The 23864-nt window shown below is 36.8% G+C and carries 17 protein-coding genes and 2 riboswitches; of the genes, 6 read left to right on the plus strand and 11 right to left on the minus strand.

Annotated features, from left to right (window positions below):
* Positions 1–576: 576 nt before the first annotated feature.
* The 4 genes from DF185_RS19250 to DF185_RS19265 all read left to right on the plus strand — a co-directional run bounded on the left by DF185_RS19250 (position 577) and on the right by DF185_RS19265 (position 4921).
* Positions 577–1305, plus strand: coding sequence for a polyprenol monophosphomannose synthase (locus DF185_RS19250; protein WP_243421802.1), 729 nt, complete (start codon positions 577–579; stop codon positions 1303–1305).
* Between the two features lie 31 nt (positions 1306–1336).
* A complete protein-coding gene (locus DF185_RS19255) occupies positions 1337–2677 on the plus strand; it encodes a dihydroorotase (protein ID WP_110362701.1) in 1341 nt (446 codons plus the stop codon).
* A gap of 21 nt (positions 2678–2698) precedes the next feature.
* Positions 2699–3187 (plus strand): hypothetical protein, encoded by a 489-nt coding sequence (locus tag DF185_RS19260; RefSeq protein WP_110362703.1) that lies wholly within the window; start codon positions 2699–2701, stop codon positions 3185–3187.
* A gap of 792 nt (positions 3188–3979) precedes the next feature.
* Complete coding sequence (locus DF185_RS19265; protein ID WP_110362705.1) at positions 3980–4921, plus strand: 2-hydroxyacid dehydrogenase; 942 nt, start codon at positions 3980–3982, stop codon at positions 4919–4921.
* A 50-nt stretch (positions 4922–4971) separates the two neighbouring features.
* Here the strand turns inward: DF185_RS19265 and DF185_RS19270 are convergent, their stop codons facing one another.
* From DF185_RS19270 to DF185_RS19310, 9 genes are all read right to left on the minus strand, one after another.
* Positions 4972–5610, minus strand: a complete 639-nt coding sequence (locus tag DF185_RS19270) for a hypothetical protein (protein WP_110362707.1) — start codon at positions 5608–5610, stop codon at positions 4972–4974.
* 145 nt (positions 5611–5755) lie between these two features.
* A complete protein-coding gene (locus DF185_RS19275; RefSeq protein WP_133250092.1) occupies positions 5756–6295 on the minus strand; it encodes a hypothetical protein in 540 nt (179 codons plus the stop codon).
* Positions 6296–6414: 119 nt separating this feature from the next.
* The gene (gene metF / locus DF185_RS19280; protein WP_110362711.1) at positions 6415–7374 is read right to left on the minus strand and encodes a methylenetetrahydrofolate reductase [NAD(P)H]; all 960 of its coding nucleotides are present in this window, start codon (positions 7372–7374) and stop codon (positions 6415–6417) included.
* A 64-nt stretch (positions 7375–7438) separates the two neighbouring features.
* The gene (gene metH / locus DF185_RS19285) at positions 7439–11107 is read right to left on the minus strand and encodes a methionine synthase (protein ID WP_110362713.1); all 3669 of its coding nucleotides are present in this window, start codon (positions 11105–11107) and stop codon (positions 7439–7441) included.
* A 39-nt stretch (positions 11108–11146) separates the two neighbouring features.
* Positions 11147–12406, minus strand: coding sequence for an aspartate kinase (locus DF185_RS19290; protein WP_110362715.1), 1260 nt, complete (start codon positions 12404–12406; stop codon positions 11147–11149).
* Positions 12407–12506: 100 nt separating this feature from the next.
* Positions 12507–13697 carry a homoserine dehydrogenase gene (locus tag DF185_RS19295; RefSeq protein ID WP_110362717.1) on the minus strand — a complete coding sequence of 397 codons (1191 nt, stop codon included), beginning with the start codon at positions 13695–13697 and terminating at the stop codon, positions 12507–12509.
* Complete coding sequence (locus DF185_RS19300; RefSeq protein WP_110362719.1) at positions 13687–14721, minus strand: homoserine O-acetyltransferase family protein; 1035 nt, start codon at positions 14719–14721, stop codon at positions 13687–13689. The genes DF185_RS19295 and DF185_RS19300 overlap by 11 nt, the downstream gene beginning before the upstream one ends.
* A 282-nt stretch (positions 14722–15003) precedes the next feature.
* Complete coding sequence (locus tag DF185_RS19305; protein WP_110362721.1) at positions 15004–16323, minus strand: O-acetylhomoserine aminocarboxypropyltransferase/cysteine synthase family protein; 1320 nt, start codon at positions 16321–16323, stop codon at positions 15004–15006.
* A gap of 472 nt (positions 16324–16795) precedes the next feature.
* Positions 16796–16908: riboswitch (SAM riboswitch) on the minus strand.
* A 326-nt stretch (positions 16909–17234) separates the two neighbouring features.
* Complete coding sequence (locus tag DF185_RS19310; RefSeq protein ID WP_110362723.1) at positions 17235–18491, minus strand: aspartate kinase; 1257 nt, start codon at positions 18489–18491, stop codon at positions 17235–17237.
* Between the two features lie 289 nt (positions 18492–18780).
* Between DF185_RS19310 and fbp the strand changes: the two genes are divergently transcribed.
* The gene (gene fbp, locus DF185_RS19315) at positions 18781–19803 is read left to right on the plus strand and encodes a class 1 fructose-bisphosphatase (protein WP_110362725.1); all 1023 of its coding nucleotides are present in this window, start codon (positions 18781–18783) and stop codon (positions 19801–19803) included.
* Positions 19804–20290: 487 nt separating this feature from the next.
* On the opposite strand, the gene DF185_RS19325 is transcribed toward fbp, so the two are convergent.
* On the minus strand, positions 20291–20956 hold the full coding sequence (locus DF185_RS19325; protein ID WP_133250093.1) for a hypothetical protein: 666 nt from the start codon (positions 20954–20956) through the stop codon (positions 20291–20293).
* A gap of 458 nt (positions 20957–21414) precedes the next feature.
* Between DF185_RS19325 and DF185_RS19330 the strand changes: the two genes are divergently transcribed.
* On the plus strand, positions 21415–21987 hold the full coding sequence (locus DF185_RS19330; RefSeq protein WP_133250094.1) for a hypothetical protein: 573 nt from the start codon (positions 21415–21417) through the stop codon (positions 21985–21987).
* Between the two features lie 74 nt (positions 21988–22061).
* Here the strand turns inward: DF185_RS19330 and DF185_RS19335 are convergent, their stop codons facing one another.
* Positions 22062–23390 (minus strand): DUF5074 domain-containing protein, encoded by a 1329-nt coding sequence (locus tag DF185_RS19335; protein WP_110362733.1) that lies wholly within the window; start codon positions 23388–23390, stop codon positions 22062–22064.
* Positions 23391–23513: 123 nt separating this feature from the next.
* A riboswitch (cobalamin riboswitch) is annotated at positions 23514–23706 on the minus strand.
* Positions 23707–23864: the final 158 nt, after the last annotated feature.

Genomic DNA, 23864 nt, shown 5'->3' on the forward strand with positions numbered 1-23864 from the left:
CTTTCGAAAGCCTCATAGATACTAGTGCTTCAAAGAATCGCTATCCCCATCAAAAGCGGCTGCAAAGATAAATAAATTATTTTCACAACTCCAAATGCTCTCGAAAAAAAACTTTAAAAATTTCAAAATGAAAAAACACCATGCAAAATCGTGGCTAAACCACCCTTTTCATCATGTTTCCTCCAACGCCCTACCTTTGTAAAGCGGGTGCAAAGATAACGCATACTTTCACAAATTTCCAAATCAAAACTTTAAGTTTTTTAACCAACACAGACTAACTTACTGAAGATCCGATGGAAAAATTTTTGAGAAAATTTCAGCGAATGTATTTTTCGATTGTTTTAAATGTCTATTCGCTGAGTTTTTCATGCACAATCATTCGAAACAATCCGGTAGGGATAGAAGCGGTATCCTTTTTCGAAGCATGAGAAAAAGATATAGCGGATAGCCCGACCCGAAGGGAACCGGCATAATTAATGACGGATTTCACTCTTTTTAACGTATGGAAATGACAGTTTTATTACAGATATACTATCTTCGTGCTTAGAAAATGTTTTACACTTTAATTCTCTGAAGGTGACAGATAGACTTGTTATTATCCCTACTTACAATGAAAAGGAAAATATTGAAGCCATTGTAAGAAAGGTATTCTCGCTGGAAACAGCTTTTGATATTCTAGTAATTGAAGACAATTCTCCTGATGGAACTGCAGCTATTGTAAAAAGTTTGCAGAAAGAGTTTTCTCAACTACACATTATAGAGCGCAAAGGAAAGCTTGGTTTAGGTACCGCTTATATTACTGGTTTTAAATGGGCACTTGAAAACAATTACGAATATGTATTTGAAATGGATGCCGATTTTTCGCACAACCCTGAAGATTTGGTTCGTTTATATGAGGCTTGCGCTAATCAAGGTGGTGATATGGCCATTGGTTCACGCTATGTTTCTGGTGTAAATGTTGTAAATTGGCCTATGGGTAGAGTTTTGATGTCTTATTTTGCATCTAAGTACGTAAGAATTGTAACAGGAATGAAAATTCATGATGCAACTGCTGGCTTTAAATGCTATACCAAAAAGGTACTTGAAACCATCAATCTGGATAAAATTAGATTTAAAGGATATGCTTTCCAGATAGAAATGAAATTTACCACATGGAAATTTGGCTTTAATATTATTGAAGTACCTATCATTTTTACAGATAGAACACAAGGAACCTCGAAAATGAGTGGTGGTATTTTTAATGAAGCTGTGTGGGGTGTGATTAAAATGAAACTGCGTAGCTTTTTTACCAAATACGAAAGATAGATTTTAAAATACTTAGAACTAAACAACCAAAATGTCGACTTATTTAATACAAAATGCCTTAATTATTAATGAAGGCAAGAAATTCGCTGGAAGTGTTCTGGTGAAAGATCAATTGATTGAAGAAATTTATACTTCTGCTCCTGAAAAGATTGATCCATCGTGGAAGGTAATTGATGCTGGAGGCAAATTACTAATTCCTGGTGTGATTGATGACCAGGTACATTTTCGTGATCCAGGCATGCCACACAAAGGTGATTTGTATACCGAATCGAGAGCAGCTGTTGCTGGCGGTACCACTTCCTTTATGGATATGCCTAATGTAAAGCCACAAACGGTAACGCAGGAATTGCTTACTGAAAGATATAAGCTGGGCGCTGAAAAATCGTTGGCAAACTACTCGTTCTACATGGGTGCTACCAATGACAATTTGGAGGAAATTTTAAAAACGGATCCAAAATCGGTTTGTGGGATTAAGATATTTATGGGATCATCGACCGGAAATATGTTGGTAGATGATATTGATACCCTTTCTCAGATTTTTGAAAAAGCTCCTCTTTTGATTGCTACACATTGTGAGGATACTCCAACCATTGAAAAAAATCAGGCTGAATACGTTGAAAAATATGGTGAAGACATTCCAATGGAATATCATGGTGTGATTAGAAGTGCAGAAGCCTGCTACAAATCTTCATCGAAAGCTGTAGAGTTGGCTAAGAAATACAACACTCGCTTGCACATTCTACATTTATCTACTGGAATGGAGATGGATTTATTCGACAATTTGATCCCTTCGAAAGATAAAAGAATTACTACTGAGGTTTGTGTGCATCACTTATGGTTCGATGATCAGGATTACCTGACCAAAAAATCTAGAATTCGCTGGAATCCTGCCGTTAAAACTAAGGCTGATCAGGATAAACTTTGGGAAGCCTTACTAGATGACAGGTTGGATGTAATTGCGACCGACCATGCACCACATACTGAAGAAGAGAAGGATGGCAACTATTTGAATTCAGCTGGTGGAGGCCCATTGGTTCAACATTCGCTTGTGGCAATGTTGGAGCAAGCACGACGCGGCAAGATTAGTCTTGAAAAAGTGATTGAAAAGATGTGTCACACTCCTGCTGAGATTTTCCAAGTAGAGAAAAGAGGTTTTATCCGTAAAGGGTATTATGCAGATTTGGTATTGGTTAAGGAAGAAGATTGGACTGCCAACAAAGAGAATACATTGTATAAATGTGGTTGGACTCCTTTCGATGGAGAAAAATTCCAATACATGATTGATAAAACTTTTGTGAATGGACATTTGGTGTATGACAATGGTAAGTTTGATGAAAGCATGAAAGGTATGCGCTTAAGTTTCGATCGTTAACAAATACATTATATATAGAACATGAAAAAATTCTATTATACATCAACAGCTCTGATTATTTCAGGGCTGTTTTTATTTTCTTGCCAAAACAAACCAGAAAATTCTCCTACAAATACTGAAGGTGAGCTTCTTGCTGATCCTATTATTTATGAGGTGATTGTAAAAAATCCAAATCCGGATGATGAATGGCTAAATGAATGTCTTGAGAACACCAATAGTTCTTATCTAATTGAGCAAGTTTTAAAAGAAGTAAAAGCTGGCAATTTAAAGGCATATGATTATTACGACAATCACGAATTATCCATAAGTGAAATCAAGCAAATTATTAAAGAAAACGATTTGAGTGAGAGAACAGGAAAAATTCAGTTTGAAGAAAATTGGTATTGGGATAAAGATCAGTTAGAACTAAGAAAGGAAGTTAAAAAGTTGATGTTTGGCTTCGAAATATTCGATACTACTGGAAAACTGAGAGGTTATAAAGCCAGTTTTGTAATTGACTTACAAAAGTAGATTCTAAAGCGAGTTACTGACTATTTTTTAATATGAAAATCGCTTAGGATTTTACGAGACGATTATTCACTTATGCAATGTGTATATATTTTCGTCCAAGGCCATTGTTAATTTATGCAAGGCCTTTGTATTTTCATCCGAGCTGATTGCTAATTTGTGCAATGGGCTTGTATTTTCGTCCGAGCACCTTGTAAGTTACTTACATACCCCTCGGAATTTCGTCCAAGGCCATTGTTAATGTATGCAAGGCCTTTGTATTTTCATCCGAGCCGATTGCTAACTTGTGAAATGGGCTTGTATTTTCGTCCGAGCACCTTGTAGGTTACTTACATACCCCTCGGAATTTCGTCCGCACCCCCTGTAAGTAAGCTAAAGTGTCAATAAAATCAGGAATTTCATCAATAATTCATGATTAAATTCCATTTTGGATTTAGAAAGTGCAATTCACCACAGCGGTTTGTCATTTCCATTCTCATCAGTCATTGATAAAATGCTCTTTTGATCCACTACAAAAAGTATTATACCGATTATTAATTTGTATAAACCATTAGCGCGCTTCACTTCTAATGCCTAACAATATTATATATCGGCATTATAACTAAACTATGCGAGAGCTTAAAATAGCTCTCTATTTTTTATAACTGGTATAAGTTTTTGCTTTTTCCATTTTCTTCCTAAAGTTCCAAGGCATAATCAGAGTGAAAAAAGTACCTTTGCATCGCTTGAGAGTTTCATTCTCAACACCTAATCAATTACTCTCGGTAGCAATCGGGACTATATGTAAATAAAAAAATGAAAGTACTATTTATAGATTCTACACATCCTCGCTTATTGGAGATGCTTGAAACTGCGGGCTTCGACTGCACTTACGCTCCTGAAAAAAACAAAGAGGAGTTATTAAAAATATTTCCTGAATTTGATGGTTTTATCATTCGAAGTAAATTCAAATTGACCAAAACAGAACTTGATATTGCTTCCAATCTGAAGTTTATTGGTAGAGTTGGTGCAGGATTAGAAAATATTGATGTGGAATACGCCGAAAGCAAAGGCATAAGATGTTTTAATGCTCCGGAAGGAAACCGCGATGCCGTTGGTGAACATGCTGTAGGTATGCTATTAACTCTATTCAATAATTTGTGCCGTTGTAATTGGGAAGTTCGCAATGGAATGTGGAGACGTGAAGAAAATCGAGGCATCGAAATTATGGGTAAAACCGTAGGGATTATTGGATACGGAAACATGGGTGGAGCTTTTGCGCAAAGACTAAAAGGGTTTGGTTGTAAAGTAATTGCCTACGATAAATACAAGTTTGACTATACCGATGAATATTGTCAAGAAAAGCAATTGGAAGATTTATTTGAACAATGCGATATTTTGAGTTTGCATGTTCCACAAACCGAGGAAACCATGTTTATGGTGAATGACGAATTTCTAAATCAATTCAAAAAACCGATTTTCTTAATTAATACTGCACGTGGAAAGGTAGTTCGAATTGCTGATTTGGTAAAGAATCTAAAATCAGGACAAGTAAAAGGAGCTTGTTTGGATGTACTGGAATACGAAAAAACTTCTTTTGAAGATTTGCACGCATCAGAACTTCCTGCTGAATTTCAATATTTAATTGAAGCTGAAAATGTTTTATTGAGTCCGCATGTTGGTGGATGGACTCATGAATCGAACATTAAACTTTCTGAAGTTACCGCACAAAAAATAATTGATGAGTTTGCATCGTAAAATTCAAAAGCCTCAATTCATGATGAATTGAGGCTTGCTTTTATTATTGCTTAAAATTGTGCAACCAACTCCGGTTCTCTTATAAATACTGATTGCTTTTGCAATTGCTCTGTCAAATCAAACAGAATTTCAATCTCAGATGAATTGGTATACCAACCTTGTGTTGTATATATTCCTATATATGATCTACCTCTTAAGTCAGGCATAAAATCAAGATTCAACATATTTATACCAACCCTTAATCTGGCATCAAAATCAAAAACTTTTAAAATTAAATTTTGGATTTTGTCATTGGTAAAAATCTTATTGGTACCTATTGCTGTAAACTCATCAAATACTACTTGAGAATCAAATGAATCAACACCTGTTTTGTAATATTGCTTTTTCCCAAACAGGCTCATTTTATCGAACATGTGTTTTTTTCGAACACAGATCTTTGTCTCATTGGAAACATCAATAGGAAAAAACACACCACTATATACTGAATAATTATCCAATTTTCGAGAATCTTCAAAACAAGCGTAAAAGACTCTTTTGTAATCATTACCAGGTATGCTTACAAATCTTCGGTGGAAACTTACAGGGTGTAGTGCATTAGAAGGATACGCTTTATCGCTAAAATCAATTTTACGATGCGTTTTGAGAGCAAAATCTTTTAATTTTTCAATAGCAGATTTTTCTTTTTCCATGTGGCAGCTGTGGTTTTTAAAGATTAAAGTTTATCTAGACATTAATATACTCTAATTTCAATTCAGAATCAAAACACATTATTAACAGACTGTTAGCAACTTTGCAAACTATGTTACTTTAACCTAAACCAAGCTATTTTTTCATCTAAAAACCATACGCCATTCCAACACCAAAATAGTGGTAAGCCTCATCAGTCAACTCAATTTCTGTCTCCATTATTAATGACCAACCATTACCAACCGAAACTCTTATTCCTAATGGAATCCAAAGAGGAATTTTAGTTTCATCACCAAAAACTATATCCATATCCAGACCTGTTATCAATTTGGTCCCTCGTGCCAAGGGTACAGTAACATTTGCCGTTCCATCCAATGCAAAATCGTGAAAATGGTGAGCTCCTGCTGATAGCGAAAGTGTTTTGCTGAAACCAAATTCAACATCTCCCCCATAATAATTCTCATCTCCAAAAACACCAAACTTTGCTCCCAAGTCAATATTCTGCCCTAATCCAACACCTGCATGAAAAAACATCATAAAATCGGTATCTCCATCGTACACTAACAAAGATGGTTCAAAACCAATTGCAGCCTCTCCTCCTTTTAAAATACCCGAAGTATTAAATACCTGCGCTTTTACAATAAAAGCCCCACTCATCAATAGCAATAGAATAATTGTCTTTCTCATATGTTCATTAATTATCAATTTTATTTTTAAACTGAGACAAACTGCCTTTTATTGCAGTTACTGCATAAAAAAATCCCTCTTCTTAATTGAAAAGGGATCTTGATTTATTTTGGAAATCATTAATAAATCGCTTTTGCGATATCTCGCACACAACTTGAAGCCATTAATGTATAGAAATGTAGCGAAGGAACTCCATGTTGAATCAACTCTTTACTTTGTTGAATTCCCCATTCTACACCAACTTGTTTTACCTCATCGTTGGATTTACATTTACGAACTTCAGCAGCTAATGCTTCTGGTATTTCAGTTTTAAAAATCTGTGGAAGCACATTTAATTGCGAAAGAGCTGAAATAGGCTTTATTCCCGGAACAATAGGAACAGTTATACCAGCTTCACGCACTCTTTTCTCAAAATCAAAGAATTTCTGATTATCGAAAAACATTTGAGTTACGATATAGTCTGCTCCAGCATCCACTTTTTTCTTCAGCCAATACAAGTCCGATTCCATATTTGGAGCATTTTCATGTTTCTCAGGATATCCGGCAGTACCATAAGAAAATGGAGTTTCGAATGGCTCAACATGAGTTCCGTCCAAAAAGTTTCCTTTATTAACATCGTTCACCTGCCCGATTAGATCGATAGCATATTTGTGCTCACCTTCACTTGGAATGAAATCATGACGTGGCGATTTATCACCTTGAAGAAGCAACAAATCATGTATCCCTAAAAAGTTCAAATCCAAAAGAGCGTTCTCTGTTTCTTCGGGAGTAAATCCACTACAAATTACATGAGGAACTACAGTAATTTTGTATTTATTCTGAATTGCTCCGGCCACTGCAACAGTACCAGGACGCTTACGAGTAATCTTTTTCTCGAAAGCTCCATTTGCCGATTCAACGAAAACCACCTCATCTCGATGTGCTGTAATATTAATGTATTTTGGGTCGAATTCCTTAAGTTTTTCGATGGTATTAAATACCTTATATATGCTATTACCCCTTAATGGAGGCAATAGTTCAAAAGAGAAGTGTGTGGTTTTATTCTCAATTGCTTGATTTAAATGTTCAATTACTTTCATTGGTTAATTTTAGATGTGAGATTTTATTAAATCTCAAAAATCGTATTCTATTAATTTGATGTTTCTACAGAATTGCTGTCAACAACTTCTTAGCTTTATCCTCTGATAATTCCTTACGCTGGGCATAATCCTGCAGTTGATCTTCCTTTATCTTATCAATAGAGAAATAGATTGCATCGGGATGAGCCAATACCAATCCACTTACCGAAGCAGCCGGATACATGGCATAGCTTTCTGTTAATGTAGCACCAATATTCTCCTCAACCTGCAAGAAATCCCAAAGCACCTTCTTTTCGGAATGTTCAGGTAGTGATGGATATCCAAATGCTGGACGAATTCCCTGGTATTTCTCACGCAACATTTCTTCCACGCTCAAGTCTTCTCTATTTGCATATCCCCAATCTACTTTTCTGATTTGCTCATGCAACAATTCGGTGTAGGCTTCTGCCAATCGATCAGCCAAAATCTTAATCATGATGCTGTTGTAATCATCATTGTCCTCGGCATATTTTTGCAGACTCGCTTCTATTCCTAGTCCTGCTGTTACAACAAATGCACCTACATAATCAATTTTTCCCGACTCAAGAGGAGCCACAAAGTCACTCAAGCATAAATTACTTAAGCCTTTTGAGAATTTTTCCTGCTGACGAATTTGCGTGAATCGCTTCAATTCGGAACTTCTTTCCTCATCAGAATAAATCACAATATCATCGCCCACTGCATTCGCTGGGAACAATCCATAAACTGCACTTGCTTCCAGAAGATTCTCTTTCTCGATCTTGTCCAACATTTTATTGGCATCGTCGAAAAGTTTCTTGGCCTCATCCTTGTAATCCGGATCTTCCATGATTTCAGGATACATGCACTTCAATTCCCAAGCTACAAAGAAGAAAGTCCAATCGATATATTTTCTGATCTCACCTATCGAGAAATTTTTCTGTACTTGTAAGCCTGTTTTCTTTGGCTTGTATATTGGTGACTTTGTCCAATCAATTGCTTCTGCATTTGCTCTCGCCTCTTCCAAAGAATAATATTCAGCCGATTTCTGCTTGGCATGATTCTCTCGTACCTGTTGATATTGCTCTTTTACTTCAGCTAAATATTCTTCACGTTTGCTTTTATCACACAATTTCTTGAAGATCCCAACTGATTGAGAAGCATCACTCACATGCACTACTCCATTTTTATAGTTAGGTTCAATCTTAACAGCCGTATGCAATTCTGATGTGGTTGCACCTCCTACTACTAAAGGAATATCGAAGCCTTCTCGCTGCATTTCTTCTGCAACAAAACACATCTCTTCCAAAGATGGAGTAATCAAACCACTTAATCCAATGGCATCAACATTTTCTTTTTTGGCCACCTCCAATATCTTCGAACATGGAACCATTACGCCCAAATCGATTACCTCGAAATTGTTACAGCCCAAAACAACATCAACAATATTTTTACCGATATCGTGAACATCACCTTTTACGGTTGCCATTAATATCTTACCTGCATTTTTGGCATCGGCAGCATTGCTTTTTTCTTCTTCGATAAATGGTTGAAGGTATGCAACAGCTTTTTTCATTACCCTTGCAGATTTCACTACCTGAGGCAAAAACATTTTTCCATCGCCAAACAGTTCACCAACCACATTCATACCATCCATTAAAGGTTTTTCGATTACCTCTAATGCTTTCGGATAGTTTTGACGTGCCTCTTCTGCATCCTCTTCTATGTAATCGGTAATTCCCTTTACCAATGAATAGGATAATCTCTCATTTACCGATTTTTCTCTCCAGGCATCTGCTTTTACCTGGGTAGTTCCTGCCGATTTTAAACCTTCGGCAAATTCAATTAAAACCTCTGTTGCATCTGGCTTTCTATTCAAAACAACATCTTCAACCTTCTCCAATAATTCAGGTTCAATCTCATCGTAAATCTGCAACATTCCAGGATTAACGATTCCCATATCCAAACCTTCTTTAATGGCATGATACAAGAAAACCGAATGCATTGCCTCACGAACTACATTGTTTCCACGGAAAGAGAAAGACAGGTTACTGATACCTCCACTAATTTTTGCATGTGGAAGATTCGCTTTGATCCACTTTACAGTCTTAATAAAATCAACTGCATAATTATTGTGCTCTTCAATCCCTGTTGCAATTGCCAATACATTTGGATCGAAGATGATATCTTCTGGTGGGAAACCCACTTTTTCTGTTAGTATTTGATAAGCTCTGCCACAAATTTCAATTCTGCGCACGTAAGTATCAGCCTGACCTTTTTCATCAAAAGCCATGATTACTGCAGCAGCTCCATATCTTTTAATTTGGGTAGCATATTTAATAAATTCCTCTTCACCTTCTTTCAACGAAATGGAATTTACTACTGATTTTCCCTGCACACACTTCAAGCCTGCTTCCAGAACAGACCATTTCGAAGAGTCAATCATGACAGGAACTCTTGAAATTTCTGGTTCTGAAACCAACAGCTTCAGGAAAACATCCATTTCTTTCTCGGCATCCAACATGGCATCATCCATGTTTACATCAATAATTTGAGCTCCATTTTCTACTTGAGATCGAGCAATTGACAATGCTTCCTCATATTTTTCTTCGCGGATCAATCGTGCAAATTTTCGAGAACCTGCAACATTGGTGCGTTCCCCAACATTTACAAAGTTGCTCATCGAGTTAATGCGCAACATCTCCAATCCGCTCAAGCGAGTTTCTGTTTCAACAACAGGAATTTCTCTTGGTTCAGCATTTTTAACTGCATTTGCAATTGCAGCAATATGGTCGGGTCTTGTTCCACAACAACCACCTACAATATTTACCTTTTTGTTTTCCAGCAACTCCTTTAAATCACTAACCATAGTTGCAGGAGTTTCATCATACTCCCCCAATTCGTTTGGCAACCCAGCATTAGGATATACACTCACATACACTGGTAGCAAAGTATCCAATTGCTGAATAAATGGAATCAAATCTTTAGCCCCAAAAGCACAATTCAATCCAATACTCAACAATCTGTCACACTTCATCGAAGTTACAAAGGCTTCCAGAGTCTGTCCCGATAAGGTTCTTCCACTATTATCGGTTATTGTTCCTGAAATCATGATTGGTAGATCCAATCCTCTTTCTTCCAATAATTGATCTGCAGCAAAAACAGCAGCTTTTGCATTTAATGTATCAAAAATGGTTTCAATTAGTAAGGCATCAACACCTCCATCTACCAAACCCTTGATTTGTTCTGTGTAGATCTCTACCAAATCATCAAAGCTCACATCTCTATAACCTGGATCTTCCACCTTTGGAGACATGGATGTGGTTTTATTGGTTGGACCAATTGCTCCTGCAATCCATCTTGGCGTATGAGGATCTGTTTTTTGAATTTCTTCAATTGCTCTTCGAGCATTCTTCACCGCCTCAACATTTAATTCGTAAGCAAGCTCCTTCAATTGGTAATCAATCAAAGAAATTGCGTTTGCATTAAAGGTATTGGTCTCTATGATATTTGCACCGGCATTTAAAAACTCCAGGTGAATATTCTTAATGATATCAGGCTGAGTCAGCGTCAACAAATCATTGTGTCCTTTCTGATCAGCTGAAATATTAGCAAATCTTTCTCCTCTAAAATCCGATTCCTTTAATCCATAAGCTTGAATCATGGTTCCCATTGCTCCATCCAGAACCAGAATCTGATTTTTTAATGCTTCTTTTATCGTAAAATTTTGCTCCATATTATTTAAAGCTGTTAGCAATTAGCTTGATTCTTAAATTCAATTTGCCACTGTTAAATAAATAGCAGTATTGGTATTTTTTTGCTCTACCAAAACGTGATGTTTGTTTTGAATTTCTTCGATCGTAGCTGGTGTATAATGTCGAACTGTTATCAATTCCAGATCATCACTAAGATCTACCTCATATTTCTTCGACAACTCATCTATTAATTCTTTAATATTTCTGGCCGAACTATTGGCACAAAATGCAAAACTAACAGCGGTGTTTTGAGTAAAATTAAGCTTAATTCTAAACTTTGTCACGAGAGAAAAGATAAAAACCAAATCTTTTTCGCCTATAAATGAAAAATTTAAAGGCTTCAAGTTCACCATCACCTGTTTTTTCTTCACGATATAATTTGGCAACATGGGTTGAGGCTGTTCTCCCTTTGTAATCAAGGTTCCCTTTTGCGATGGATCGATAAAAGATTTCACCCAAAGAGGAATCTGTTTTGCCTGCAAAGGCTTAATGGTTTTCGGATGAATTACTCTTGCGCCATAATACGACAACTCTATTGCTTCATGATATGGAATCAAATCCAACTTGGTTGTTGTATCGAAATAGTCTGGATCAGCATTCAATATTCCCAACACATCTTTCCAAATGATCATTTTATCTGCGCCAAGCAAATGAGCCAAAATGGCAGCGGTATAATCCGAACCTTCCCTTCCCAATGAAGTTGTATACCCTTTATCATCGCTGGCAATAAAACCTTGAGTGATATAAAGTGCCTCCTCGTTGTTAACAAACTTCGCATTTGCTTTTTCTTTAGATGATTCCCTATTGATATTGGCATCTACATAATTGTCATCCGAATCCAAACAGGTTCTGATATCAACCCATTGGTTTTTTTGACCAGTTTCATTCAAGTAAGCAGAAATTATGGTTGTTGAAAGCAACTCGCCAAAACCAATCATCTGATCGTATTCAAAGTTGAACTGATCAGATGATGGTTTTGAAATTTTGGTTTCCAGCTCGACGAAAAGAGCGTTTAATTCCGAGGCAATGTGTTCTGGCACTTCTTCAAATAAATCGTTGAGTACTGAAATGTGGTTCTTTTTCAGTATATCGAAGTGTTTCCAGGCTTCATCGCTACCCGAAAAATATGCATCTATCAGTTCTTCCAGCAGGTTTGTGGTTGAACCTATTGCCGAAATCACAACAGTAAGGGGTCTTTTTACCTTAGCTATTATCTGACAGATATTTTGTATGGCAGCAGCATCTTTTACTGATACGCCACCGAATTTGTATATTATCATTTTACTTGTTGCTTTTTTGATTCCCCCTTGGAAGGGGGATTATGGTGGGAATGTTTGTGTAACACTCCTCATATCCCCTCTCAAGAGGGGACTTTAAAAATTATTCATCTCCCAAATAGGCAAGGAAAATATCTCTTCCTTGAATTTGTTGACGAATTTTAATCAATTGTGAAAGATTCAATGTTCCAATCACATAATTGAATTCTTTTCCTGTTAGAGATTCGCTGATATCTTTGAACTCAAATAGAGACAAATCATCTTTATTTGTATATCTCAGATAAACCTCAACTTCCATATCGTTGGTATACTCCAAGCCTCCATAATATTTCAGCTTTTTGTATTCATATTTATAATCGTAAGCCAAAGCAGTGATATCCGACAATACAGCAGAACCAGTTGGATGTGCTCCTGCTCCTTTTCCGTACATGAATTGGTTATCGTAGAAATTTCCTTGAATCAACACTCCATTGTAGTGGCTCTCTACAGTATATGCATGCTCTTCAGGTTTTACAAACTTAGGAGCAACCAAAAGGTTCACATGGTTTCCATTCACCTTGGTTACCTTTCCAAGCAATCTGATTTTATAACCTTTCTGCGATGCCAATTCGATATCCTTTGGCGATAGGTTTGAAATTCCAAAGTTGAATACCTGGTCAGGATGTACAAAAAGTCCAAAACCATGAACCGTTAAAATGATCAACTTATATAATGTATCAAAACCATCAACATCTGATGTTGGATCACTTTCGGCAAAACCTAAATCTTGTGCTTGCTTTAAAGCAACATTGTAATCTAAGCCTTCGTTAAAAATCTTCGTAAGAATGTAATTCGATGAACCATTCAGGATTCCACTTACCGATTGCAACAAATCATTATCGTAGTATTCTTCCAGATTTCTGATAATTGGAATACTACCACAAGCCGATGCTTCATACACAAATGAAACTTTGTGCTGCCATTGCAATTGAATTAATTCCTCGATATGGTAAGCCAACATTTTCTTATTGGCCGAAACCACATGCTTTCCATTTTTCAAAGCTGTCTTTACAATCTGATAAGCTGCATCCGCATCATCAATCAATTCCGCAACAACATTAATTTCAGGATCGTTCAAAATATCATCAGGGTTTGTGGTCAAAACTGCTGAATCCAAATCTCTCTCCTTTTCACCATCTCTTACACATACCTTTACAATAGAGGCATCCAAGCCTTTGCTATTTTTCAGAACGTGGGCCAATCCGGAACCAACAACTCCGTATCCGAATACACCTATTTTAAGTTTATTGCTCATTGATTTTGTTTTCGATTAAAAATGATTGTAATACTTTGGTTAATTGTTCTTGTTCTAAAAGGAATCCATCATGCCCATACAGCGAATGAATTTCCAGATATTGAGCTTGCGGAATATGATCCGCTATGAATTTCTGTTCATTTATTGGGAAAATCTGATCTGAATCAACTCCGATAACTAATGTTCGTGATTTGATTTCCTTCAAAGCAGTAATCAATCCTCCTCTATTTCTTCCCATATCATGACTGTCCATGATTTTTGACAAGTGCCAATATGAGTATGCATTAAATCGACGAGCTAACTTTTCCCCCTGGTATCTTTGATAAGAACTTGCACGATAATCGTCGGTCTTACCTTCTTCATTTTCTTGTTGCGAATGATCGTAAGTTGCATAGGTTCTATAACTCAATAAGGCTATTGACCTTGCCACTCTCATACCATTCAACCCGGCCTCATCATTTGATTCCTTCCAGGTCGGATCTACTTCAATCGACATTCGTTGCGATTCGTTAAAGGCAATCCCCCAAGGTGAATGCTTGGCATTCGATGCCAAAACCACCAAATTGTCTAACTTACCATTCAACAAATAAGCCCACTCCAAGGCTTGCATGCCTCCCAGTGAGCTACCAATCATCATATGAATGCGATTTATATTTAAATGTTTTCGTAAAATTTCGTGTGCTGCCACCAAGTCGCGTACGGTCAGTTGCGGAAAATCGTGATAGTAAGCTTGTCCATTCTCCGGATTTTTAGAAAGAGGTCCCGTAGTTCCATAGCACGAACCAAGAAAATTGGCACATACAATAAAATAATCCTTGGGATTAAAAAAGTCATTCTCGCCAAAAAGTCCTGCCCACCAATCAAAAACATCAGAATTGGCAGTAAGTGCATGACAAACCCAAATCACATTATTTCGCGAAGGATCGTACTCCCCATAGGTGTGATAAGCAATGGTCAACTCCTTCAGACGTTCGCCCGATTCAAGTTGTAAACCTTCTTTATGGATGTAACAATTTGGATTCACTGGTTAAAAATTTTGATTATTGTTCTATACCAAATTAACTAAAGGTTGATCTTTAAAATTGTTTCTTTTGCACTACTGCTTCGTTAAAAAAGATGCGCCGTAACTCTGCTATGCCTTACTTTTTTGCCTTGCGTTAGCACAAAACAATTCAATTTTAATTAGCTCACCCTTTAATGAAATTGGTATTAGTGTTTTTGTGAAAATCCCTTGTGGTAAGGATGTTAAAAGTCTCCCGAACGGATTTTTTACAAATAAGAATTCCGTTCGGGATTGCTATAAGAACTAATTGATTGTCTCTACATTAATGGCCTTTTCAACCGATTGTTTGATATCAGCTTTGATATCTTCGATGTGCTCAATACCTACAGATATTCTTAGCAAACCTGGCTCTACTCCTGATGCCTTTTGTTCTTCCAAAGACAGTTGCTCATGAGTTGTTGAACTTGGATGAATAATCAAAGTCTTGGCATCTCCTAAGTTGGCAACATGTGAAAGTAATTCTACTCCATCTACCAATTTATCGGCAACTTCTTTTCCACCTTTTACTTTGAAAGTAAGAACCGAACCAGCACCTTTCTTGAAATATTTCTTCGCTCTTTCGTAGTAAGGACTCGATGGCAAACCTGGATAATTCACCTGCTCTACCCAATCTTGCTCTTGCAACCACTCTGCAAGTGCTAAAGTATTTTCAACATGGCGATCCAAACGAAGAGAAAGTGTTTCCAAACCTTGTAATAGCAAGAATGAATTGAATGGACTTTGACTGCATCCATAATCTCTCAAACCTTCAACTCTGGCACGAATTGCAAAAGCAATGTTTCCAAATGGCCCATCTACTCCAAATACATCTGAGAAAACCAAACCATGATATCCTTCTGATGGCTCAGAAAACTGAGGGAATTTACCATTGCCCCAATTGTAGTTTCCTCCATCAACAAGTACACCACCAACTGCCGTACCGTGACCACAAATCCATTTGGTTGCCGATTCAACAACAACATTAGCTCCATGTTCCAATGGACGGAACAAATATCCTCCTGCTCCTAAAGTGTTGTCCACGATCAAAGGCAAATCGTGTTCTTTTGCAATGGCTGATACCTTCTCGAAATCAGGAATTGAGAACTTTGGATTTGGCAATGCCTCTACATAAATCGCTTTTGTATTTTCATCGATTAATGGAACAATGGTTTCAGGGTAATCGATATCAACAAACTTACACTGAATACCCAAACGCTTGAACTGTACTTTAAACTGGTTGTAGGTTCCTCCGTAAATTTGTGAAGCACTGATGAAATTATCACCTGCTTCCAGAATGTTGGTTAATGCCAAAAATTGAGCTGCCTGACCAGATCCTGTTGCTACCGCTGCAACTCCACCTTCCAAGGCAGCAATTCTTTTCTCGAATACATCATTGGTTGGGTTCATTAAGCGAGTATAGATGTTTCCAAACGCTTTCAACCCAAACAAATCAGCTGCATGTTTTGAATCATTAAAAGTGTAAGCTGTAGTTTGATATAAAGGAACTGCACGTGAGTTTGTTGTTGCTTCAACTTCTTGTCCTGCGTGTATCTGTAGTGTTTCGTATCTTAAATTAATTGACATGGCGATTCTATTTTTTTTTAGCTGCCAGCCGCAAGCTATCAGCTTACAGCTAATTACATGATGCTTAAATGTCTTGCAAGTATTAGCAGCTTAGGATTTAATCCTTGATTTTAAAATTGGTTAATTGTTAGAAGCGAAAGGCTTCTGGTTGTCGCAAATTCTTTATTTAGCTTGTTTACGATCGAATCGAATAGTTAGATAAATTCGATTTTGACTGTATCAATTCCTATTTCTGAAAATCAGAAACAATTGAAAAAATAAATTAGAATTTGAATTCCCTGGTTCGAGGTTCTTTTATACGCACCAGCATCTAAAAAATAGGGAAAAAATTTAGACAGAATGCGTTACAGCATACGCATCATTCGCTGCATTCGCATCATAGTGGTAATAGATGCCAAAGTTTGCAACTGAATGTTTTGCTCTTGTTGAGCCTGCTTTTGATTGTGAATTTCTGTCTTCTTCATGATCGTTTAATTTATATTCACCAAATTAAATGGTCAGGATTTGACACCTTTCAGCTTTTGGTTTTTGCCGGGGTTGTCAGAAGGTCATCGAGCCTGTTCTCTCACTTCTTCTGTATAAATTAATGATATCCTCCTGCGAGTATTACCTTAAATATCTGCAACAAATATAGGCATGATTTTTTAATCTCCAAATAAAAGAGACAAACCTCTTAAATTTTATCTCCTGAAAATGTGCTAACTATACCTTATATATGCAAAGGGTGATTTTTTTGTGAAAAAAAATTTAAAAACCTCATCCCCCTGCCCCTTCTCCTAAAGGTGAAGGGGAGTTGTCTGCAAAAATTTAAATTAGGCGTTTCCTTCTCCTCAAGGAGAAGGATAGGTTGAGGTGAATATACAAAAAAGGACATGCCATGACATGTCCTAACAATATCTATGTAAATTGATTTATACAATCACAAATTGTGCGGTATCTCTACTGCGTTGTTCCAATAAAATTTCTCTTCCGGCAGTCATTCTTTCCACCGCCTCATCATCATGATGACGAATGGTAATGAGCTCCACATCGTCGTTGTATTTCACTTCAAAATCCTTAGAAATTTCACCCAGTAAATTGTTCAATCTTCTTTCGGCTTTATCTACACAAACCGAAAAGCTAATTGCCGAATTTTGAGTTAGATTGACCTTCATTCGATGCTTTGCAAAAAGTGCGAACAAGGAACTTAAATTCTCCTCTAAAATGAAAGAAAAATCAGTAGGACGAATGGATATCAACACCTGATCTTGTTTGCGAATATAAACAGGCAATTGCTTTTCCATCTTCTTTGATGCTGTGCTAATTAAAGTGCCCGATTCACTATAGTTGATAAATGATCGTACCTGCAAAGGAATCTTCTTTCGTTTGATGGGCTGAATGGTTTTTGGATGAATTACTTTTGCTCCATAAAATGCCAACTCAATGGCTTCCTGATATGAAATTCTATCCAGCTTCTGAGCATCATCTAACCATTTCGGATCAGCATTCATAATTCCCGGAACATCTTTCCAAATTGACAATTTATCAACATCTAAAATGTAGGAAAGAATGGCAGCTGTATAGTCTGATCCCTCTCGACCTAAAGTAGTGGTTTGGTTGGTTGTTGTTCCGCCCAAAAAACCTTGTGTTACATACACAAAAGTGCTGTTAAAGCTAAAAGTTTGATGCACCAACTTGTGCGAAAGATCCCAATCAATTTTTCCTTCTCGGTAGCTATTATCCGTTTTTAAACAAGTTCTGATATCCACCCATTTATTTGGCGAACCTTTTTTGCCTAGATATTCCGAGACAATGGTAGTTGAAATTAACTCACCAAACGAAACAATCTGATCGTAATCAAAATCGTAATCCAAAGTTGGTTCTCCCTGCAAATAGGCATGCAACTTCTCGAACAATCGATTTACTTTTTCATAAACCGCATCCTCCTTATTTGCAAACAACTCATTAATGATGTCGAAATGATAAGACTTCACCTCACGAAACTTTGATTCTACAGCATCTGATTTTGCACAAAAATCATCGGTAATTTGCTCTAGAGCATTGGTAGTTTTACCCATTGCCGAAAGAACAATTATGGTTTCGTCTTTATAAGATTGAACAATCTTTACAAAATTTTTGACACCCTCGGCACTGTTTACCGAAGCACCACCAAATTTAAATATGTTCATGGAAAATTGCTTAAGTTTTATTGATTTTGGCTTTCGCCGATTTTAATAAAAATTGAAGGTACTAAATAATGCTTGAGCAAAGCAAAATTATTTTTCAACATTTTGATTTTTTCACATATTTTAAGATAAAAAATCAGTGTGAAATCCTTTAAATTCGATTTAACCGTAAGAAATGCTATTTAGATTAGAAAAAAACTTTTCTGTCAACGTTTGAAATAGGGGTTTGGCTTTAAATAAAAAACCATAACTTTATGCCACCAAATGAATGTAAACCAAAAGCCTTTTTAAAATGACTGAACACAATAATGTTCAAACCCTGAATCAATTTATTATTGAGCGTCAGTCTGATCATCCAGGAGCAAAGGGAGAGCTATCTCGTTTGCTTCATCACGTAGGAGTTGCTGCCAAAATTGTAAACCGTGCTGTAAACAAAGCCGGGTTGGTAGATATTCTTGGCGATCATGGCGATCAGAATGTACAGGGGGAAGATCAGCAAAAGCTAGATGTTTTTGCCGATACACACTTTATTGATGCATTACGAGCAAGTGGCGAATGTGCTGCTGTTGCCTCGGAAGAGAACGAAGACATCATTATTTTCGAAGATGAGATGTGCAAAAACGGAAAGTATGTTTTCTGCATGGATCCATTGGATGGCTCTTCGAACATTGATGTGAATGTTTCTATTGGAACAATTTTTTCGATTTTTGAGCGTGTTACACCTCGCGGACAAGTTGCCAATATGGAAGACTTCCTGCAAGAAGGAACCAAGCAAGTTGCTGCCGGATATGTAATTTACGGATCCTCAACCATGTTGGTGTATACCACTGGTAATGGTGTAAACGGATTTACACTTGATCCGTCGATCGGGGAATTCTGCTTGTCGCATCCAAACATTAAAACACCAAAATCGGGAACCATTTATTCCATTAACGAGGGGAACTATATTAATTTCCCACAAGGAGTAAAAAAATACATTAAGTATTGCCAGGAGAAAGATGCTCGCAGCAAACGACCATTTACTTCGCGATACATTGGTTCTTTGGTAGCCGATTTCCATCGCAACCTTTTAAAAGGTGGTATTTTTATTTACCCTCAAACCAATAAAAATCCGGATGGTAAATTGCGCTTAACCTACGAATGTAACCCTGTTGCATTTATTGCCGAGCAAGCTGGTGGTATGGCTACCAACGGCGACATGAGAATTTTGGAAATTAAACCAGATTCCATTCACCAACGTGTGCCTTTCTATACTGGTTCAACCAAAATGGTGCAAAAAACAGAAGAGTTTCTACACTTCTTCAACAATATTTGATTTCAACAACTAACCAGAAATCCAAAATGAAAAGCCACTTCTCGTATGGGGAGTGGCTTTTGTTTATCTAAACATGAGATTCTCACTTCAGCTGAGACTCCCAATATTTTTATTGATACTCTCAATACAAAGTGAGAGCATCAAAGAGCATATGTAATGTGCAGATCATTAGTTATTCCAGTAAAACCACCCTCCCACTCATGCAAACCATATTTTTCTCAAAAAAAATGTTCTTTGCAAGCATGTGATGATCATTTTTCTGTGGTGGAATATACTTTGCAAGCTTGCAAAGCATGTTCTCCCGTAAAAAAATATGCTTTGCACGCGTGCAAAGCATATTCGATTTGGGTGGAAAGTACTTCTCATGCATGAGAAGCATATTTTTTTGTAGTAGAATGAGCTTCGCACGTCTGCAAAGCTCATTCAATTTGCGGAGCATGCACTTTGCAGGCTTGCAAAGCACATTTTCCAGCAAACTAACCCAAATTTATGCTTCTTCTGATACTTCTTCTTCAACCTCTTTTGGTTTTGGAGCCGTTTTAGGGAACAATCGGTCAGCGAATTTCTTGCCAAACAATTTTGTAGCATCCAAATAGTTGTATTCGTACTGTTGGCGCAAATCGGCCTGAGCCAATTCTTCATTTGCTACTGCAACTTTCACCTTATTATCCTCGTCAGACAGATTTGTTAGAGCTGTTTGAACATCGGTAATTGCACTAGTTAATAAAGCTACATTCCCATTCAACTCATGTTCTGCTCCCAAAGAAGTTAATCGTTCCGATAACTGAATAGCCAAGCCCACCTCTTTTGTAAAAGATGCACGAATAATATCGGAATACTTCCCATCAGGGAACAACAAGTTGTAAGTAGGGCGGCCCGGATTTCTACGATCGTACTGCTTGGCCGAATCAGAAATGTTTCGAATGATATCATCCAAAACAGCGTCCTTATATACCAATACATCGTATGCAGCATCACGATTCTCTTTTGCTGAAAGAGTTGCTGCATTCTTCTCTTTCAAACTGCTTACCTTTGGAGCTATTGCTTTTGATAAGTCCTCAGCTCCCTGAGTTTGATTACACAAGCGAATATGACGGTTCGTATTGCTCATGTGAGTCTGCGACGACATTTTGTCGTTCAATAATTTTGCCATCTTCTTAAATTTTAAAGATTCTACTTGTATTTATTTGGGTTAGTCGGTTTCAATTGTTTAATCAATCATAAATTCCTATCCACACTCAACACCAGCAAACATCAGTAATTCAACAACAAAATCGCCACATCTATTTTTATTATTCAATTATGAATTTAACATTTATTTTCAATTCAAACATGAAATCATCTCTTTTTTTGATTAAAAAATCAATTAATCAGTGTTTTGTCTACTTTTATCAGGAATAAAAAACGATTTATTTTCTAGATGGATAGTCGCAGGTTAAGTATATAATTACATTCCTTCAGCGAAAACATTAAGATTTATCACAAACATTTTGGGAATCATACCAAAACCCAAAGAGTGTTATTGACATCCCTCTCACTTTGTTGTAATTTAGCTACACCAATCTCACACCTACTTACAGCATTCTTTTTTCACTTTAAAAACCTACAGAAATGAAATCGATATGCTTACTATTAGTCTTCCTCATTTTTACCTTGCCAGCACTATCGCAAGATGAAAAAGTAATCATCAACAATATTGAGTTGAACCAAACACAAATTGAAGAGTTTGAAAAATATTACGGTGCCAAACCTCTGCCGGGTAACTATTGGTACGATAAAACCAGTGGTTTGTATGGTGTTGTTGGCTATGCTTCCTTTGGGTTTATGCTGCCCAATCACAACTTGGGCCACTTAAAGCGTAATGCCTCGAATGGTAAAACCAATGTGATTGTAAATGGCAGGGAATTGCCACAAAATGAATGGCTGGTTTGGAGCTATGTATTGGGTTATTATATCCAACCAGGAAACTATTGGTTCGATCATTTGGGAAATGCAGGTTATGTCGGAAATCCCATCCCTACCGTAAATTTATACTTGGCCGCACAGCAAAATGGCTATAGCGGAAAAGGAAGTGGCGGCGATAATTTTTGGTCGACCCGGTTTAGTGCAGGCAATTACGATCAAGGCAATACCAGAGGTTATGTAAGTGTACCGGGGCATGGTCCTGTGGGGTATGGATTTTAAGAAGTTTAGATATTTAAAACAAAAAAGCCGTTTAACTTGAAATTAAACGGCTTCGTTTCTTATATCTGTTCTATCTATTTACTTCTGTACAAATCTTTGTAGCTAAAGATAAAGTCAAGAGGAGAATTTCCAATATTTTCGTATTGCTCCAATTCTTCACCTTCCGCACTCAATACAATCAATTTACTTTTGCTTGTATCAAAGAAATCAGTAACACCTGCAATATATACATCACCAGTAACAGGATGTTCTTTTAATGCTGTAGTTAGATACAAACCAAAATTGAAAGGAGTTGCAAACTGCTCTTGCTTTTTGCTCTCCACATTAAAACAATGAATGTTACCAGTTGAAGGCTCTTGCCAGTAAAAGTTTTTAGTACCTGATGAAGTCAATACTCCATTTCTGTACAATTTCACACTTTCATCCAACTCAATAGTTTCAACTACGTCTAAGTTTGCATCCAGTTTTCTGAATTTAGCAGATTCATTGCGACCTTCGGTTCCAACCCAAACGTTACCTTCATCATCAGTAACAATACCTGATACATTTTCAGTAAATGTTACAAGGGTTTCAATTGTGTTATCTGCATAAAGAACAGTTTTTAAAGTCTTGCCATCAGCAAACAACACTTTGTCTTCAAGACTATGAACTGAAGATTTAATGCCAGGAACATCTTCTACCCCTTCGAAAGCTGTGCCAATTGTATTATTCTCCAATGCGTGTAAGGTTCTTCCTCTTCTGTGTGCATTCACAATGTATGCATTGTTTTTGCTCACTGCAATATATCCAGGTGCAGATGCTTCAGAATTTTCAATTTGCGACTCCAATTCCATTGTTTGTGCATCTACTATACTTACATATGTAGGTCCTGATTGCGAAACAAACCAGATTTTACCATTGTAGTATCTACCGCTCAGTAGGTTTTCTCCTAATGTTTTTTCCTCATTAGTACTTTGAAAAACTGCAGGTGTAAAAGTTTTATCTTTCAAAAATCCAACAGTACCTGTGTTGTCTTCAGAAGACATGCAAAGAATAAAAGTTCCTTCGGTATAATTACCAAAAACTTGCATCAAATAAGTTAATGAATCAATTCCTCCTTGGTTTTCAACAACGAAATCGAGTGTATCAACTCCGGCATTTTCAGCTTTATAGCTATAATTTAAGGTTTCAGCTACCAATTCACCATTTCTGAACCATTTACTACTTCCTTCTTCAAGGTTCTGAATTTTTGGACTTAAACTTACACTTTCACCCAAGTTTAACTCAAATCTAACATTGTCATCAGAAACTTCAACTGCATTTTCATAAACACTGTCATCTTTAACAATTGGTGCAACTTGATCATCATCCGAACACGCAGCCAACAAAAAGACCAAAATAGCCCCTACAAATTTAATTCTCATTTTTTAATCTATTTAAGGTTAATTAATCCACTTAATCAGATAAAAAATAAAGCCAGTAAAATACAGAGATGGTAAACAAACTTACATGTGTAGTATCCCATCAGCTCTTATTCCCGAAAGCTCATTTTTTAATTATCGTAGGCAGGTTTCCTGACTTGTTCCATTTTGTTTTCCTTCCCATCTTTATAAGACAGTGGATTTTTTAACAAAACATTTTAGCGTATCAGCTATGGAACTTACAGTAGCGGGTACTGCTCCGGATTCACACCGGATTCCCTTTTAAACTCATGGAGTCACCTAAGTGGCGGCAAAATTAATTTTTTCCCATTTATAAAAAAACATTCTTTAATGTTTCAATGAAATTTTAACATTTAACTAGGAATTAAATTTTCTATCCAACCTATTCAAAACATTTGTTTCACCCTAGATACACTCCTATAAATGATCTAGAAATGCATAAATACTTTGTAAGTC

Source organism: Marinifilum breve (assembly GCF_003202155.1).
In the GTDB taxonomy this organism is placed as follows: Bacteria; Bacteroidota; Bacteroidia; order Bacteroidales; family Marinifilaceae; genus Marinifilum; species Marinifilum breve.

Coding starts and splice junctions, on each gene's coding strand:
- metH (WP_110362713.1), bottom strand. CDS start 11,107: ATGGAGCAAAATTTTACGATAAAAGAAGCATTAAAAAATCAGATTCTG.
- DF185_RS19255 (WP_110362701.1), top strand. CDS start 1,337: ATGTCGACTTATTTAATACAAAATGCCTTAATTATTAATGAAGGCAAG.
- DF185_RS19265 (WP_110362705.1), top strand. CDS start 3,980: ATGAAAGTACTATTTATAGATTCTACACATCCTCGCTTATTGGAGATG.
- DF185_RS19325 (WP_133250093.1), bottom strand. CDS start 20,956: ATGGCAAAATTATTGAACGACAAAATGTCGTCGCAGACTCACATGAGC.
- DF185_RS19260 (WP_110362703.1), top strand. CDS start 2,699: ATGAAAAAATTCTATTATACATCAACAGCTCTGATTATTTCAGGGCTG.
- DF185_RS19295 (WP_110362717.1), bottom strand. CDS start 13,697: ATGAGCAATAAACTTAAAATAGGTGTATTCGGATACGGAGTTGTTGGT.
- DF185_RS19335 (WP_110362733.1), bottom strand. CDS start 23,390: ATGAGAATTAAATTTGTAGGGGCTATTTTGGTCTTTTTGTTGGCTGCG.
- DF185_RS19290 (WP_110362715.1), bottom strand. CDS start 12,406: ATGATAATATACAAATTCGGTGGCGTATCAGTAAAAGATGCTGCTGCC.
- DF185_RS19270 (WP_110362707.1), bottom strand. CDS start 5,610: ATGGAAAAAGAAAAATCTGCTATTGAAAAATTAAAAGATTTTGCTCTC.
- DF185_RS19330 (WP_133250094.1), top strand. CDS start 21,415: ATGAAATCGATATGCTTACTATTAGTCTTCCTCATTTTTACCTTGCCA.
- metF (WP_110362711.1), bottom strand. CDS start 7,374: ATGAAAGTAATTGAACATTTAAATCAAGCAATTGAGAATAAAACCACA.
- DF185_RS19275 (WP_133250092.1), bottom strand. CDS start 6,295: ATGAGAAAGACAATTATTCTATTGCTATTGATGAGTGGGGCTTTTATT.
- DF185_RS19305 (WP_110362721.1), bottom strand. CDS start 16,323: ATGTCAATTAATTTAAGATACGAAACACTACAGATACACGCAGGACAA.
- fbp (WP_110362725.1), top strand. CDS start 18,781: ATGACTGAACACAATAATGTTCAAACCCTGAATCAATTTATTATTGAG.
- DF185_RS19310 (WP_110362723.1), bottom strand. CDS start 18,491: ATGAACATATTTAAATTTGGTGGTGCTTCGGTAAACAGTGCCGAGGGT.